Consider the following 16,185-nt stretch of genomic DNA (forward strand, 5'->3'; position numbering starts at 1 on the left):
GTCTTTATTCTTCTTCTTTTTTAACAATCCGAGCGGTAAGTGTAGCTTCACTTACAATGCTATTACCTACATACGCATATCCTTGCATTTTGGCTATACCTCTCTTGATAGGAGCTAAAAGTTCACATTTAAGGATAATTGTATCACCTGGTCTAACCATTTTCCTAAATCGACAGTTGTCTATTCCAAGGAAATAGGTCCAATATTCTGACGGTTCATCAACAGAACTTAAAACTAAAATTCCTCCAGTTTGTGCCATTGCTTCAATTTGCAAAACACCAGGCATCACCGGATTTCCAGGAAAATGTCCTTGAAAGAAATTCTCGTTAATAGTTATATTCTTTAATCCAATAACTGTTTTGTGGTCTTGATGTATGATTTTATCAACTAATTGGAAGGGGTATCGATGTCGTAACATGGACGAAATCCCTTCTATGTCCATTACAGGTTCAGCATTGGGATCGTATTTTGGTGCCGATTTTTCTGCTTTTTTGATGTATTTTTTAATCTTTTGTGCAAAAGCGACATTCGTGGAATGTCCGGGCCTTGCAGCTAAGATTTGACCTTTGATCGGTCTGCCCACTAGCGCTAAATCGCCTACCACATCTAGTAATTTATGCCGAGCAGGTTCATTTTTAAATCTCAACTCAATATTATCTAAAATCCCTTCTTCTTTAACCTCAATATTGGGTTTATTAAAGATCTCAGCTAATTCTTTTAGTTCATCATCAGAAACCAATTTGTCTACTACTACAATAGCATTATTTAAATCCCCTCCTTTAATTAGATTGTTATTGTACAGCTGTTGTAGTTCATGTAAGAATACAAAAGTCCTGCAGGTGGATATCTCTTTCTTAAAATCGGCTATATTGTTTAATGAGGCATGTTGACTACCCAAAACTTTTGAGTTGTAGTCAATCATTACCGTTACCCTGTAGTCATCCACAGGTAATAACGCCATTTCTACATTTTTTTCTTCATCAGTAAGAAAAAGACCTTCAGGTACCTCAAAGAAATTCCTTAGCGCATTTTGTTCTTCTAATCCCACTGATTCCAATGCTTCATAAAACAATTTTGCACTGCCATCCATTATAGGAGTTTCAGGACCGTCAACTTCTATTAAGACATTATCAATTTGTAATCCTACTAGAGCAGATAGGACATGTTCAACAGTTGATACTTTTGCTTCTCCCTTTGCAATTGTAGTTCCTCTGGAGGTATCTACTACTAAGTCTGCATCAGCTTCAATAACAGGTTTTTCAGGTAAATCAATTCTTTGAAATCTAATTCCCGAATCAATTTCAGCTGGTTTGAAAGTTAAGGTAACCTTATGACCAGTATGAAGACCCACACCAGATACGCTTACCGCTTTTTTAATTGTATGCTGTTTATTATACATTTAGCTCTTTTTTTCAGTCGGCAAATTTAAAACTATTTTTTCCAATTGCTGAACTTGTAGGTGTAATTCCGGTAATCTTTTAAATAAGGTTGCTGCTTTTAAATATTGCTTGTGTTCAAAACCAACAGTTCCTGAGATTACGGTGTTTGACTGTCTTACTGATTTTGACACGCCTGATTTTGCACTTATTGTGGTGTAATCGGCTACATCTATATGACCCACAATCCCAACTTGACCAGCTAGAACGCAGTTTTTACCAATTTTTGTTGATCCCGAGATACCCGCTTGGGAGGCAATTACCGTATTCTCTCCTATTTCAACATTATGAGCTATTTGAACAAGATTATCAATTTTCGCCCCTTTTCTGATAATGGTAGACCCTAAAGTAGCGCAATCAATGGTGGTGTTGGCTCCTATGCTCACATTGTCTTCCAAAACGACATTACCAAGTTGAGGGATCGTTTTGTATGTTCCGTCTTCTTGAGGCGCAAAACCAAAGCCGTCACTCCCTATAACTGAACCCGCTTGAATATTACAATTACTACCAATTTTAGAATCAGGATAAATTTTTACCCCTTGGAAAATCACTGTGTTATCACCAATCACAACATTGTCACCGATATGAGCCTGAGGATAAATTTTTACATTTTTCCCAATTTTAACATTGTGTCCTATATAAGAAAAGGCACCTCTGTAATGGCCTTCCCCAACAACACTATTTTCCCCCATAAAAGAAGGTTCTTCTACACCTGATTTTGCATAAGTCATTATTTTGTTATACTCTTCCAAAAGTTGGGTAAAGGCCGAATATGGGTCATCCACTCTTATTAAGGCTGGCTTGATAGTTTTTTTCGGATTGAATTTGTTTTTAACAATAATAGCAGCTGCATCAGATTCATAGATATAATTCTCATATTTATCATTAGATAAAAAGCTGATTGTTTTTGCCTTGCCTTCTTCTATTTTACCCAAATTATCCACCATTCTCTCACCATCTCCCTCTACTTTTCCTCCAATAATTTGAGCTATTTGATTTACGCTAAATTCCATATTATATAATTATGGTTGTAATAATTTACAAAGATACGTTTTTAGGCAGGCATAGGTAATATTTTTTAACTATTTTACTCATAGCTTTGATATTCGGTAGATCAGCAGCTTGGGCAATATCCATCAATTGTCCCCTCTTATTTATGATTTTAATACTTTTTCCACCTAATATATATGCAGAATTTGTTACCTCTCCATGGGAAATAAAGTAAGCAGCTTCTCGGTTCAGTAGCTTGTATTCTTGTGTGATTTTTCCTTTTAAAATATTTATGTCTGCTTTTTTTAGTGGATCATTTCCTAATTTTATTTTAAATAGATCTCTTTGTAAAATACGTTTACTCAAGCTGCTTAATACTTTATCCGTATTATTTTCCCAAATTTTGATTGCATGCCAGATGTCAGAATCATCAAGTTTAGAAAATTGATGCACAATTTCAGGGTTATCTTGGAATTCCTCAAGTGAGAAGTCATTTTCTAAAAAATACTTTAAAGCGGGAGAAATTTGGTCTAAACTATGTACTTCTTTTGCTCTGCTAATTAAATGAACAAGCATTCGTTCTGCGCTTAAAGCGGTTTTGTGAAGGTAGACTTGCCAATACATCAATCTTCTGGCATTCAAAAAATTCTCAATACTATAAATTGCTTTTTCTTCTACCACTATTTCGTCTTCAATGACATTTAGATGACTGATGATTCTATCTACGCTAATATTACCTTCAGAAACGCCCGTATAAAACGAATCTCGGTTGAGATAATCCAAGCGGTCAACATCCAACTGACTAGAGATTAACTGATGAAAGAATTTCCTTTTATATGTATTCTTAAACATGGCTACTGCAGTATCCAATCGTCCTTCAAATTCTTGATTGAGCATTTTCATAAATTGCAGCGAAATATTCTCATGAGTAATTCCTTTTATGAGGCTATATTCCAGAGCATGTGAAAAAGGGCCATGTCCTATGTCGTGCAGTAAAATGGCAATTTGTGCAGATTCATATTCCACATCATTTATCGCCACTTCTTTTTCCTTTAAATGGTCCAAAGCTAAGCCCATCAAATGGGTGGCGCCCAATGCGTGGTGAAAACGGGTATGCGTTGCTCCAGGATAAACAAGCTCACTCAAACCCAATTGTCGAATTCTGCGTAGACGTTGAAAATACGAATGATTGAAAATACTGAAAAGTAATTCACTTTTTATTGTAATGAATCCATAAATCGGATCGTTTACCTTTTTTAACTTCTTCAAATCAAATAATTTTAAAGCTCAAATATACACTATGCAAAATTACCAAATCTTGTGGGCAGATGACGAAATTGATCTGCTAAAACCACATATTATATTTTTAGAAAACAAAGGTTATCAAATTACTCCGGTAAATAATGGTTCGGAGGCAGTAGATTTATGTAAAGAACAAAAATTTGATATTGTTTTTCTTGATGAAAATATGCCTGGCATGACGGGTTTGGAGACTCTTAGTATAATAAAAGGCTTTAAACCCAACTTACCGGTAGTTATGATTACCAAAAGTGAGGAAGAATATATAATGGAAGAAGCAATCGGGTCTAAAATCGCAGACTACTTGATTAAGCCATTGAATCCAAATCAAATCTTATTGTCGGTAAAAAAGTTATTAGATAATCAAAGATTGGTCACCGAAAAAACTAACCAAAGCTACCAACAGGATTTTCGCAATATAAGTATGGCATTTGGTGATAATATGGATCATCAGGAATGGGCTGACATGTATAAAAAATTGGTCTTTTGGGATTTAGAGATTGACCAAACTGATGATCAAAGTATGTCAGAAGTCCTCTCTATGCAACATCTGGAAGCCAACTCTAACTTCGCCAAGTTTATAGATGATAATTATGAAGACTGGTTAAATGATTATCAAGATGAAGCTCCTTTATTAAGTCATAAACTAATGGAGGAAAAGGTATTTACAAAGTTAGGAGATGAACCAGTATTCTTCATCGTCATAGATAATTTAAGATTTGACCAGTGGAAATTACTGGAGCCCGAAATCCTGAAATATTTTAACATCGAAGAAGAAGATAATTACTATTCAATACTACCTACTACCACTGCTTATGCTCGAAATTCAATTTTCTCAGGCTTATTACCTGATGAAATGGCCAATAAGCACCCTGATTTGTGGGTAACTGAAGATGACGATGAAGGGAAGAATAATTTTGAAGACAAATTTCTGGAGAGACAGCTCAAACGAAAAAATATCTCTGGGAAATATACATATAACAAAATAGTAAATGTAAATCAAGGAAAGCAGGTTTTAGACCAGGTTTCAGCCATGATGGATCATGATTTAAATGTACTGGTCTATAATTTCGTGGATATGCTTTCTCATGCTCGAACTGATATGAAAATGATTCGCGAGCTGGCTCCTGATGAATCTGCTTACCGATCTTTAACTAAAAGTTGGTTTTTACATTCACCTCTCTTAGAATTATTGAAGAGAATTTCTTCCAAAAAGGCAAAGGTCGTTATCACCACAGACCATGGTACCATCAGAGTAAAGAAGCCTTTTAAAATTGTTGGGGACAGAAATGTAAATAGTAATTTAAGGTATAAGCAAGGGAAGAACCTAGGATTTAAAAAGAACAATGATGTTCTGGAGGCTGCTAAACCAGAGAGATTTCACTTACCTAAGCTGAATGTGAGCACGTCTTACGTATTCACCAAAGGAGAAAGCTTTTTTGCTTACCCAAACAATTATAATTACTACGTAAATTACTTTAAAGATACCTTTCAACATGGAGGAGTTTCAATGGAAGAAATGATAATTCCCATTATTTCATTAACTTCGAAGGATGGAAAGTGAAATCTCTGAAATTATATCATTTTCGGATGTAGAAATAAAAGATTTACGCAAAACTGTAGCTGAGATTTATGATTTTGGTAAAAGTTATAATATTTGGCTTTTCAAAGCAGAAATGGGTGGGGGAAAAACTACATTCATAAGCAAATTATGTGAGTTTCTAGAAGTGGATGATCATGTGAGCAGTCCTACATTTGCCCTAGTAAATGAATACAGGTCGGAAAAGGCACAGGAGATATTTCATTTTGATTTTTACAGAATTAAAAATGAACAAGAAGCATTCGAAATTGGGGTAGAAGATTATTTTTACTCTGGGAAGCTTTGTTTAATTGAATGGCCGGAAATGATCCCTTCTTTTATTCCTGATCGATTTTTATTGATTGAGATTGGTCTTTCCAATGATAGATCCAAAAGGAATTTTAAAATAAGTAAACATGGCTAAAGAAGTTTCTAGAAAAGGCTTTGATGTTCTGGCGCGGAAAAGTGCGCTCTATCCGCAAGAAGAATTGCTGGAAGTTGAACGAGGTAAAAATGCTATGCAGATTGGGGTTCCCAATGAGATTTCACTTCAAGAAAAAAGAGTGCCCTTAACCCCTGGCGCTGTTGCTTTATTAACCAATAATGGCCATGAAGTAATAGTCGAGAGTGGAATGGGCCTAAGTAGTAACTTTCCCGATAATGAATACAGTGATGCTGGAGCAAAGATTGTTTATTCTGCCAAGGAAGCATTCGAAGCTCAATTGGTGGTTAAAATCGAGCCCCCAATCAAAAGAGAAATCGAGATGTTCAAACCTGGTAGTTTCTTAATTTCTGCTCTTCAATTTGGACAGCTAAATAAGGAATACTTTGAATTATTGAATCAGAAAAGAATCAATGCTATTGGTATTGAATTAATAGAAGATAAAGTAGGTGGAATGCCTGTAGTGCGCGCCATGAGCGAAATTGCAGGAATTTCCGCAATTCAGATAGCCACTGAATTATTAAGTAATTTAAATGACGGCAAAGGGATAATCTTAGGGGGAATTACAGGAGTAAGACCAACGAAAGTTGTGATTCTGGGTGCAGGAACCGTGGGTGAGTATGCGGCAAGAGCTGCTTTAGGTCTTGGCGCTAACATTGAAATTTATGATAATCACATCTATAAATTAAGAAGAATCAAACATGCAATCGGGCAACCTGTTCATACTAGTACTTTGGACACTGTTATGCTCAGTGACTCATTAATGGAAGCTGATGTTTTGATTTGTGCTATCAGGGCTGAAAAAGGTAGAAATCGCTGCATTATTACAGAGGAAATGGTTATGAATATGCGTAAAAATGCTGTAATTATTGACGTGAGCATTGATCAAGGTGGTTGTGTGGAAACATCAGAAGTTACTTCACATGATAATCCTACTTTCAAAAAATTTGATGTTATTCACTACTGCGTTCCCAATATTGCTTCTCGTGTTTCTAGAACGGCAAGCAATGTAGTTAGTAATATCTTAACGCCCATGTTGCTACAAGCAGGAGATGTCGGAGGTATTGAAGAAATGATATTCAGCCATTCCTGGTTTATGAAAGGAGTTTACACTTATAAAGGAAGTTTGACTAATATGCATTTAGCAAAAAAATTCAACTTAAAATATAAAGAATTAAGTCTCCTGATGGCTGCTCGTTTCTAATCTGTAAAACCGTAATTAAATTCAAATTACTAAATTCAATCAGTATTTCACTGCGTCTTTGATTTCATTATTAGTAAATTGAAAGAACAAGGAATAGTATTTTTTTAGAGTACGTATCTGATTAATACTAGATTATTTTTGCTTATGCCATATCGTGATTTTCAGGAAACAGCCTGTCATTATTGCAGCTTTTTGACTATATGGCGCATCGAATCAAAAAGTTGAAATTCATTTTAAAATAATTTCAATTTCTTTGCAGTATTGATGTAAATGACTGATAGTAAGAGTTTTAAAATATTTTTTTTTTCTAAAGTCCTATGATTTTCTGGCGAAACTGTGTTTAGATGCATAATGATTGCTTAGTCAAAAGTCGATTTAGAATAAATTCTTTATATTTAATAAACGAAAAATTTACTTATGAAAGTACTAGTAATAGGAGCCGGTAATATGGGGTTGGCTTATGCAAAAGCCCTTGTGAAATCAGAATTCCTTTCAAATCATAATCTAATGATTTCTGATACCAGCCCTGAAAAAACTGAGGAATTGAAAAAAATCAGTCGTTTTGATGTTTACACTAATCTATCTGACTGCCTTCCAAAATCAGATATAATATTTATTGCGGTTAAGCCTTATCACTCGGAAGAATTATTTGCGGAATTAAAACCAATGATGACTCCAGATCAAATTGCTATATCGATTATGGCCGGTGTTACCATCAAAAGTATGCAAGATGGCTTGGGAATCAGAAAGGTAGTTAGAGCAATGCCAAACCTTCCGGCTCAGGTAGGTAAAGGATTAACCTCGTTTACTGCTTCCGATGAAGTATCTAGATTAGAGTTATCAACAGTAGAAAGTCTATTAGATACAACAGGTCGTTCAGTAAGACTCGATACCGAAAATGATGTAGATGCTTCTACAGGTATTTCAGGTAGCGGACCTGCATACGTTTTTTACTTCATGCAGTCCATGATGGAAGCAGCGAAAAAGATGGGATTTTCCGATCATGATTCTAAAGTTTTAGTAGGAACTACTTTTGAAGGTGCTGTAGAACTATTCAATAAATCAGATTTAACGCCAGAAGGCTGGATGAAAAGGGTAGCTTCCAAAGGGGGTACTACACGTGCAGCTCTAGATTCAATGGAAGATAATAATATTAAGCAATTGATTGAAGAAGCAGCTTATGCGGCCTTTAATAGAGCTGTTGAATTAGGTAAAGAATCATAAATTTTTGAATTGTGAAAACACATAGTAAAAGAATAGTAGTTAAAATAGGAACCAATGTGATGACCAATAAGGATAATCGGATTGTGGTTCCTATTTTAAAGAGAATTGTTGACCAAGTGGCACGACTTTATGAGGAAGATGTGATGACAGTACTTATTTCATCGGGTTCAGTAATAGCAGGTAAAGAAGTGCTTGATGATAATGAAATAGATACGATTGATAATGCAGCCCAAAGAAGACAGGTATACTCTGCTGTAGGTCAACCGAGGATGATGCGTCATTATTACAGCATCTTTCATGATTATGGAATGAGATGTGCACAAGTCTTGGCTACCAAAAGAGATTTCGATTTCGGAAGACATAGAGACAATATGATTAACTGCTACGAAGGCTTACTGTCGCAGGGAATCATTCCTATTGCTAATGAAGATGACGCTGTTTCTTTATCAATGTCAATGTTCTCGGATAATGATGAATTAGCTAGTTTAGTAGCTGAACTGATCGATGCTGATGCTTTAATTTTGCTGACTGATACAGATGGTATTTTTGATGGACACCCAGATCATGATGATTCAAACGTCATTAAAAGTGTAAGTACTGATCAGGAAGTGGAACAATTTATCCAGGAATCCGATAAAAAAGAAGGAGAAGGACGAGGAGGAATGGAATCCAAGATTAATGTGGCTAAGGGTGCTGCCTCCAAGGATATTGTTACTTACATCGCAAATGGTAAACGTGAAGATGTTATCATTGATATTGTTCATGGAAAAGATGTAGGGACAAGGATTTATAAAGAAGATTAATACTCTTTAACTTCTTCTAATATTATTTTGAACTAAATTTTAATGCTTTTATGAAGCTCTTAAATACAGAATTAAAAAACGCAGTTTTACAGTCGATGATTGATAATCTTGATAAAGAAAGAGAAGCAATCATTGCTGCAAACAAAAAAGATTTAGATGCTTTCGATAGAGATGATCAAGCACTTTACGATCGATTGGTAGTAGATTCAGCGAAAGTTGACGATATGATCCGTGCGGTTCGTGAGGTGAAAGATCAAGATGATCCGGTTGGTACTGTTATAAGTCAAGATACGCTGGAGAATGGATTAAAAATTACCAATAAAGCAGCGCCTTTTGGCACGATCATGATAATTTATGAATCTAGACCAGATGTTACAATTGAAGCAGCTGTTTTAGCATTTAAGGCTAACAACAAAATATTACTGAAAGGTGGTAAAGAAGCCCACCATAGTAATGAAGAATTAGTTAAATGTTGGCATCAGTCATTGAAAGATAACGGTTTAGCTGAGAGCTGGATTCAGTATCTTAAAATGGATAGGCCTACTACTCAGGAATTTTTGAGAAATCCAGATCAGCCGTTAGATTTGATAGTTCCGAGAGGTGGAGAGCGATTGATTGATTTTGTAAAAGAACATGCAACATGTGCGGTATTGGTAAGCGGGAGAGGAAACAACTTTGCTTATATCGCTGCTGATGCTGATATGGAAAAAGTCATTACAGTATTAGTTAACGCAAAAACAGATAAAATTTCGGGATGTAATGCCTTAGATAAAATTTTGGTGGATGAAAATCATCCTAAATTTGAAGAGACATTGAAAGCTATTGAAAAAGCTTTATCTGATAAAGGTGTTCAAATCGTTGCTAGCGACAAAGTTATTGGTCAGCTGGAGACTAATGAAAAAATCGATAGCGAAGAGGTTTGGTATGAGGAGTTCTTGGCAATGAAAGCTGCAATGTCTTCAGTAAATGGTTTAGATGATGCGATTGAGTTTATCAATAAATATTCTGGAGGACACTCTAATATAATTTTAACGGAAACTCAAGAGGACGCAGAAAAATTTATGGAGCAAATTGACAGTGCTGCTGTTTATCATAATGCTTCCACTCGATTTACTGACGGTGGTCAAATGGGAGTTGGAGCTGAATTAGCAATTAGTACAGATAAATTGCACCACAGAGGACCATTAGGATTAAAACAACTAGTCACTAACAAATACTATGTTTTAGGAAATGGACAAGTAAGGAAATAGTTGTAAAGGTTCGACTATTTACAAAAAAGGTTTACTATGAATTAGTAAACCTTTTTTTTGTCATATACTAAAGGCGATAAGCTAGCTGAAGGCCAAGTCTTAACCTTATCATTCCTCCAGTTTGCAAGTCGCTCATTTGACCATTTTTAGTAAAAAATTTGTCAGGCTTTGCAAGACTCTTATTTATTTCTGAGTATTCTAGTACATATCGGTATCCCACACCCACGAATAGCGTGAAGTAGAACGGATCATAATTATATATCTTTCCTAGTTTCAAATTTAGCCCAGGCACAATTCGGTCTACTCTTGAGTCATAAAATCTGTAATATTCACAATCGCCAAACTGGTCATTGCAACTATAGCCGGCTATCCTTTCCGATTTAAAACTGGTCCAATAAAATTGTGGTTCAATATCAAGAAATGTTAGAGAATTCTGGGGGTAACTTTCTTTTAGATCTAGGAAAAAACGATAATAGAAGTAAGCCTTTATACCGTAAACATCAGTATACCAACTTTGCTCATTTTGTTGTTTAAGCCCTTCAATGTTATATATGTATCCTATCTCCCCGCCAATTGCCCTGTTTTCGCTTAAAGTTTTCATTAATCCAATATCTATTGAATTATAATTCTCAAAGGAGGAACTAAGAGACAAATAGGAAAGAGTTAGCGAAGTATTTTTAGGTCTACTATCAGCATCAATTGAATCGTTTTGTGCAAAACAAATCGAACTTGAGAAGCCTAACAATAGTATGACAATAAGGAACTTATTCATTTGTCTGGACACTCATTATTTGACTTAATTCTTTTAAATGATGTGGGTCTTCATAGTCATATTGAAAAATACCATTTTTTCCCGTAATAATTAATTGCTTCCGTCCATAATTAGTGATTACATCATAGCTAGGGATGCTGTCATAATGGGAAACTAACTGGGGATTGGCTCTGTCTTTAATGTTAAAAACTTTAAATCCAAAATCTCCTTCACAAACAAAGAGGACTGTATCGCTAACCGAAAGCCCATGTGGGTTTTGCATTGGAATTGTATTCAATAATTGAGGATTTCTCAAATCTGACACATCCACAACCTCCATTCTATCATTTCCGGTCTGGCAGGTTGTTCCGCTTCGTAGGGTCACATAGGCTATACTATTTGAAACGACAACCGGATCACAAGCAAAGGAATGTTCAAAATCAGACAGGTAATTTGGGACAGGATCATTTTCAACAGAATAGATTTTCATCCCCCATTGAGTCCCCAAAAACAGATAGTTTTCGTATGGAAAAATAGTTTCTACTCCATCTCCCACATTTTCAGCACCTAGCAGTCTAGGGCTATCAGGATTACTAATATCAAAGGTCTTTAGTGTACTTTCATCAACTATGTAAAGATAACCTTTTAGGAATGTAAACCTGGCCATTGAGCCACCTTTACCTTCACCAGAAGCATCAAATTCTGATTCACTCATACATGATGAGAAAACCACTAAAATAACTAAAAGAAATGTTTTTAATAAAGAAAATAGTTTAAAATTTTTCATGACGTAAAGATAGTTTTAGGAGATTAACGATAACATTTTGGAGATTGGAGAGTGGTATATTCCCAACCGATGACCAAGCCTTTTTCTGGTTCTGGACATTCAAAATATACTCCTTCTTGTTGAGGATATTGAGATCCAAATGGAAAAACATCCTTTACTCGTGAAGCTACTTTTACATTTTCTGGATTGCTGATATCAATTGCAAGTAAATCTGATGCTTGATCCGCATATAGGATATTGTTTCTAACTGCAACATCATTGCTCCCTGCAATCTGAATGAAACCAATATTTTGGGGATTTTGTGGGTCTTGGTTATCGAATACATGAATTCCTTTCAAGCGATCTACTAATAGAAGATATTCATTAATCACATAAATTTTACCTGGATCTTCAATTTCTCTAGCGGCTAGTGTTTTTATTTCAGTTTCGCTCTCTGTAGCGTAGATCGGTCGGTATCCCTCCACTTCTTCTACATCAAAATTAGGAACATTTTCCCATCTATCGCAAGAGGATATAAAAATAGGTAGAAGGCTAAATGTTAATAGTTTTAGTAATTTTGTTTTCATTACTTCCTTAAAGTTAAAGTTCGATTTAATGACACATGTACTGTTAGAATGGTTGTAAAACAATTCCTTCAGTAAGAATATATTTGATGTTGGAAAGCTTCTAGGGTTAAAGTAAATATACATCTTTTAAATATTACTTTTTCAAATATTTATAGCATCTTAGCAAGAGAGAAATAAATATGAATCGTAATCAAATACTCTTTTCTTTAACACTATTTGTTTTTTGCTTGAGCTTTAATTTGTATTCCCAAAGAAAAGCTAATACAAAAGATAGTACGGAAGTTAATAGACTTAACAATCTCTTTAAGATTCAATATCGAAGTCAACCGTCCAAAAGTTTTGAATATGCCAGTACAGCCCTCGAGATAGCCAAAAGGATAAATTTCCTTCAAGGCGAAGCAAATGCCTTAAATAACCTAGGGGTTTATTATAAGCAAAAAGGCGATTATGATAAAGCGTTGCAAAATTTCAAGCTTTCTTTTAATATATATGATTCCATAAGAGATAAGGAAGGGCTTGGGAAATCAGTTAGTAATATCGGCAACATTTATTCGATTAATGAAGATTTTGAGCGGGCTCTGGACTACTATACTGATGCAAAGAAGATATTTACGGAGCTAGATGATGACCCTAAATTGTTAAAGATTTTAAATAACATAGGGAATATATATCTTGATCAAGGGCAGGAGCTTGAAGCAGAAAATTACTATCGTCAGGTGCTGAGTATTTATGAAAGCGATCCCGAAAAATCATCCTTATTTGATCCTTACAGTAATATAGGAAAGATATATTTTAATAGGCAAGAATTTGATAGCGCACTTTATTATTTTAATAAGTCTCTTAAAAAGGAAGAGTCTGCTGATAATAAATTTGGCATTTCTTCAGCCCTGGTGAAAATAGCGCGCCTTCACAATGCACGAGGAAGTCTTTTGGCAGCCAAAAATGCTGCTTTAGATGCCGTAGATATAGCTAATGAAATAAATGCTAAGCCCATTTTACTAGACGCTTACAGCACTCTTGCTGAAGTATATCTGCATTTGGAAGATTTGGAAAATTCTTATGTTTATATGAATCAATTTCACATCATGAATGATAGTATTTTCAATGAGACATCTCGAAGGGCAATAGCGGAACTGGAAAAAAGTATAGAATTGGAACAGAAAGAAAAGGAAATAGCGTTGTTGAAAAAGGAATCTGAGATTAAAGATTTGCAATATCAAAATAGTCAGTTATATATCTTTGGATCGGTCACTTTTAGTGTTTTACTTCTAGCTTTGGCTATCCTTTCTTTTTTAAAATTTAAGCAAAATCGTAAAGCCAAATCACTACTGGAATACCAAAACTATCAAATACTAAAAAGTAAGCAAGCTATTGAAATTCAAAAGATGAAGCTGGAAAGTTGGAATCAAAATATTACTGATTCCATTGAGTATGCCAAGAGTATTCAGGAAGGGATTATGAATAAGAATAGTTTTAAAGAAAATATTCCCTCCTCGTTTGTGTACTATAAGCCGAAAGATATTGTAAGCGGTGATTTTTATTGGTATTCCAGACAGGAAGGTTGTGATATTTTAGCTTTGATCGATTGCACCGGGCACGGGGTAGCAGGAGCCTTTATGACCGTCATTGCTAATGCTACCATGAACCAAATTGTAAATGAGGAGAAAGAAATTGAACCTCATAAAATCCTCGCTAAGTTAGATGTTAAAGTGATGGAGATTTTGAAGCAAAAGGAAGTGACCACAAGTAACCACAGTATGGATGTGGCATTATGCAAAATTGATTATGAAAAGAAAGTAGTTACTTTTTCAGGAGCAAAAAGACCACTTTATGTGGTAGAAAATAATAGATTAACTGAATTCAAAGGTAATAATTTCACAGTAGGTGAGTACTTTAATTCCCCTCACAAGAAATTCACCTATCAAGAAATAGATATAGAACCTAAACAAACCTTTTATTTGAGTTCCGATGGTTATGCAGACCAGTTTGGTATCAACACCCAGAAGAAATATTTAAGAAAAAGATTTAAGACACTTTTAGAAAGCATATCAAATAAAAGTCTACCAGAGCAAGACAAAAGCCTCGAAAAAGAAATGAAAAGATGGCAAGGTGAAATGGAACAAACCGATGATATGTTGGTGATTGGGTTTAGGGTATAAAACAAGAATAGGGATCGAGTTAAAAACTCTCATCCCAATCCAACTTACCCTGAGAAACACCCATTAAATTGCACAATCGATATAAAATTCTAGCACCCACGTTTCCATTCCAGTCAGTATTTTCTCCTGGAGCTACTTCATTCAAGTCAAAGCCAATGATTTTCTTGCCGTTTTTAACTAACCTTGTCAATAAATAAATGATTTCGGAATAGCTAATACCTCCTGGCACTGGCGTGCCAGTATTTGGGCAAAGTTCAGGTCTTAAACCATCTATATCAAAGGTGATATATACCTCATTGGGTAATTCCTTAATTATTCTATCGCAGATAATGGTCCATGATTCTCCTTCGAACATTCCGACTTTAATATCATCATCATAAAAAACATTAACTCTATCACCCTGCTTCTCAGCAAATCTAATTTCCTCTTCACAGAAATCTCTAATGCCTACTTGCACCATTTTTTCAATCTGAGGAACAGTTTGTAACATATTATAGGAGATAGATGCATGCGAATAATCGAAGTTTTCATAGGCCTTCCGGAAATCCATATGGGCATCAATTTGTAGCACACCAAATGACTCATGCTGAGTAGCCAAGGCTTGGACCGCACCCAAAGGCGTGCTATGATCTCCACCTACTAAGCCTAAAAGCTTACGTTTTTCTAATTGCATTAAAGATTTGGATTTAACCCAATCCACCATTTCTGCACAAACCGAATTGACATCCTTCAAAAGGCTTATTCCTTTTTCACTGTTTTCTTCTCCAGCCTCCAATAAGCCAATATATTCCTCTGCTAATATTCGGTTTTTATTGCTTTTAGTCAATAGTCCTTGATCAATTGGAAGCATTTGAATCCCCAATTGCCAAGCATCAATTATATCTTTTTGATATAAATCCACTTGAGTGGAGGCTTCTAAAATATGTTGCGGACCTTGAGCTGTGCCAGCAGCATATGAAACGGTGACCTCCCAAGGAACAGGTAATAAAATTAAATCTGCTGTTTTTTCATCAAAGGGTAATCCAAAAATATTTTCCGTATTGCCCAAGCCATTTGGATCAAAGGCATTTATTAAATCTTGTTTTTTACTCATAAATAATTATTGAATGTCTTCTGGTCTAATATATTCTATTAAATCACAGTTTTTTTCCGATACCTCCGACCAAGAGGAATAAGGAATTTGAATATGAACAATACCTGCTGGTTCAATATAACCTAATTCTGCACCAGTTATATACTCAGAAATGTAGGTGATTGATGGATTATGACATATAATGATAGCTGAACGCATTTCTGCAGGAATTTCCGAAATCACTTTTAACATAATTCGAGCGGAAGCTTCATAAACATCTTCTGAAGCCTCAATATGGTCTGATTTTACGCCTAATTGCTCATTTATTCTTTGCATAGTATCAGTTGTCCTTTGAGCAACACTATGTAAAATGATATCAGGATGAAATTCCTTTTGTTTTAAATACATTCCGACTTTTGAGGCGTCCTGCAAACCCTTTGAAGTTAATTGGCGTTCCACATCTTTTAAGCCGACATTTGGTTCTTCTGCCTCGCCATGGCGAATTAAATAAAGATCTTTAACCATTTGATTGATTAGCTGTTTGTAAGTAAAATTAGGATTATTCATTTAACTATCTTAGTAAACGAGTAAAAACCTAAATTCTTTTTTTCTAAAAAAATTTA

Annotated in this window: 15 protein-coding genes; 7 read left to right on the forward strand and 8 right to left on the reverse strand. The window is 35.1% G+C overall.

Translation table 11 applies throughout. The features are described 5' to 3' along the window. Positions 1-4: 4 nt before the first annotated feature. The 3 genes from Q3Y49_RS11225 to Q3Y49_RS11235 are packed head-to-tail and all read right to left on the reverse strand — an operon-like array spanning position 5 to position 3,695. On the reverse strand, positions 5-1,399 hold the full coding sequence (locus tag Q3Y49_RS11225) for a bifunctional UDP-3-O-[3-hydroxymyristoyl] N-acetylglucosamine deacetylase/3-hydroxyacyl-ACP dehydratase (protein ID WP_303268250.1): 1,395 nt from the start codon (positions 1,397-1,399) through the stop codon (positions 5-7). Further along, complete coding sequence (gene lpxD / locus Q3Y49_RS11230; protein ID WP_303268252.1) at positions 1,400-2,449, reverse strand: UDP-3-O-(3-hydroxymyristoyl)glucosamine N-acyltransferase; 1,050 nt, start codon at positions 2,447-2,449, stop codon at positions 1,400-1,402. Positions 2,450-2,474: 25 nt separating this feature from the next. Beyond that, on the reverse strand, positions 2,475-3,695 hold the full coding sequence (locus Q3Y49_RS11235) for an HD domain-containing protein (RefSeq protein ID WP_303268254.1): 1,221 nt from the start codon (positions 3,693-3,695) through the stop codon (positions 2,475-2,477). A gap of 31 nt (positions 3,696-3,726) precedes the next feature. Here Q3Y49_RS11235 and porX point away from each other — a divergent pair, with 31 nt between their 5' ends. From porX to Q3Y49_RS11265, 6 genes are all read left to right on the forward strand, one after another. Continuing rightward, positions 3,727-5,289 (forward strand): T9SS response regulator signal transducer PorX, encoded by a 1,563-nt coding sequence (gene porX, locus Q3Y49_RS11240; protein ID WP_303268255.1) that lies wholly within the window; start codon positions 3,727-3,729, stop codon positions 5,287-5,289. Continuing rightward, on the forward strand, positions 5,279-5,728 hold the full coding sequence (gene tsaE / locus Q3Y49_RS11245; RefSeq protein ID WP_303268256.1) for a tRNA (adenosine(37)-N6)-threonylcarbamoyltransferase complex ATPase subunit type 1 TsaE: 450 nt from the start codon (positions 5,279-5,281) through the stop codon (positions 5,726-5,728). The genes porX and tsaE overlap by 11 nt, the downstream gene beginning before the upstream one ends. Further along, positions 5,721-6,950, forward strand: a complete 1,230-nt coding sequence (locus Q3Y49_RS11250) for an alanine dehydrogenase (protein WP_303268258.1) — start codon at positions 5,721-5,723, stop codon at positions 6,948-6,950. The genes tsaE and Q3Y49_RS11250 overlap by 8 nt, the downstream gene beginning before the upstream one ends. A 417-nt stretch (positions 6,951-7,367) precedes the next feature. Beyond that, entirely contained in the window at positions 7,368-8,174 is an 807-nt protein-coding gene (gene proC / locus Q3Y49_RS11255) for a pyrroline-5-carboxylate reductase (protein WP_303268259.1), read from the forward strand. 11 nt (positions 8,175-8,185) lie between these two features. Then, positions 8,186-8,977: a glutamate 5-kinase gene (proB, locus tag Q3Y49_RS11260; protein WP_303268261.1), complete on the forward strand. Its 792-nt coding sequence runs from the start codon at positions 8,186-8,188 to the stop codon at positions 8,975-8,977. A gap of 50 nt (positions 8,978-9,027) precedes the next feature. Beyond that, positions 9,028-10,227 (forward strand): glutamate-5-semialdehyde dehydrogenase, encoded by a 1,200-nt coding sequence (locus Q3Y49_RS11265; protein ID WP_303268262.1) that lies wholly within the window; start codon positions 9,028-9,030, stop codon positions 10,225-10,227. Positions 10,228-10,294: 67 nt separating this feature from the next. On the opposite strand, the gene Q3Y49_RS11270 is transcribed toward Q3Y49_RS11265, so the two are convergent. Genes Q3Y49_RS11270 through Q3Y49_RS11280 form a run of 3 tightly spaced genes read right to left on the reverse strand, consistent with a single transcriptional unit; the run spans position 10,295 to position 12,331 of the window. Further along, the gene (locus Q3Y49_RS11270; protein WP_303268264.1) at positions 10,295-10,999 is read right to left on the reverse strand and encodes a hypothetical protein; all 705 of its coding nucleotides are present in this window, start codon (positions 10,997-10,999) and stop codon (positions 10,295-10,297) included. Beyond that, positions 10,992-11,765, reverse strand: coding sequence for an LVIVD repeat-containing protein (locus Q3Y49_RS11275; RefSeq protein WP_303268265.1), 774 nt, complete (start codon positions 11,763-11,765; stop codon positions 10,992-10,994). The genes Q3Y49_RS11270 and Q3Y49_RS11275 overlap by 8 nt, the downstream gene beginning before the upstream one ends. Before the next feature lie 23 nt (positions 11,766-11,788). Further along, positions 11,789-12,331: an LVIVD repeat-containing protein gene (locus Q3Y49_RS11280; protein WP_303268267.1), complete on the reverse strand. Its 543-nt coding sequence runs from the start codon at positions 12,329-12,331 to the stop codon at positions 11,789-11,791. Between the two features lie 179 nt (positions 12,332-12,510). Between Q3Y49_RS11280 and Q3Y49_RS11285 the strand changes: the two genes are divergently transcribed. Further along, positions 12,511-14,490 carry a tetratricopeptide repeat protein gene (locus tag Q3Y49_RS11285; RefSeq protein WP_303268268.1) on the forward strand — a complete coding sequence of 660 codons (1,980 nt, stop codon included), beginning with the start codon at positions 12,511-12,513 and terminating at the stop codon, positions 14,488-14,490. A gap of 19 nt (positions 14,491-14,509) precedes the next feature. Here Q3Y49_RS11285 and Q3Y49_RS11290 read toward each other — a convergent pair whose 3' ends face one another. Together Q3Y49_RS11290 and Q3Y49_RS11295 are read right to left on the reverse strand one after the other, a co-directional pair. Further along, complete coding sequence (locus tag Q3Y49_RS11290; protein WP_303268269.1) at positions 14,510-15,583, reverse strand: agmatinase family protein; 1,074 nt, start codon at positions 15,581-15,583, stop codon at positions 14,510-14,512. A gap of 6 nt (positions 15,584-15,589) precedes the next feature. After that, on the reverse strand, positions 15,590-16,129 hold the full coding sequence (locus tag Q3Y49_RS11295; protein WP_303268270.1) for a SixA phosphatase family protein: 540 nt from the start codon (positions 16,127-16,129) through the stop codon (positions 15,590-15,592). Between the last annotated feature and the right edge of the window lie 56 nt (positions 16,130-16,185).

Origin of the sequence: Marivirga harenae, assembly GCF_030534335.1 — a bacterium.
GTDB lineage: Bacteria > Bacteroidota > Bacteroidia > Cytophagales > Cyclobacteriaceae > Marivirga > Marivirga harenae.